At 62.5% G+C, this 416-nt stretch carries 1 protein-coding gene; it reads right to left on the reverse strand.

Annotated elements, in window-relative coordinates:
- A partial coding sequence (locus D7V77_RS42780) for an FAD-dependent oxidoreductase (protein WP_199734026.1) occupies positions 1 to 416 on the reverse strand: 416 nt, incomplete at both ends.

A 416-nucleotide genomic window follows, 5' to 3' on the forward strand; every position in this document is an offset into this window, starting at 1 on the left:
GCCAGGAAGAGACCGCGCAGGCGCTTGGTCTGCAAGGTCGGGTCCAGTTCGCGGGGATTGATGTGGTCGTATTCGATGGCATAGCCCGGACGGACCATCTTCACCCGCTCCAGACCAGGGATGCTGGCGAGGATCGCGAGCTGGACCTCCTCCGGGAGCGAGGTCGAGATGCCATTGGGATAGACAGTGGTGTCGTCGAGCCCCTCCGGCTCCAGGAAGATCTGGTGGCCATCACGGTCGCCGAAGCGGACAATCTTGTCCTCGATCGAGGGACAATAACGCGGACCGGAGCTCTTGATCTGACCGGAGTACATCGGGGAGCGATGGACATTCGCCCGGATCACCTCATGGGTCGCGGACGTCGTACGGGTAATGCCGCACTGGATCTGCGGGGTCGTGATCCGCTCGGTCATCAC

Source organism: Corallococcus sp. CA041A, assembly GCF_003612075.1.
Classification (GTDB): domain Bacteria; phylum Myxococcota; class Myxococcia; order Myxococcales; family Myxococcaceae; genus Corallococcus; species Corallococcus exiguus.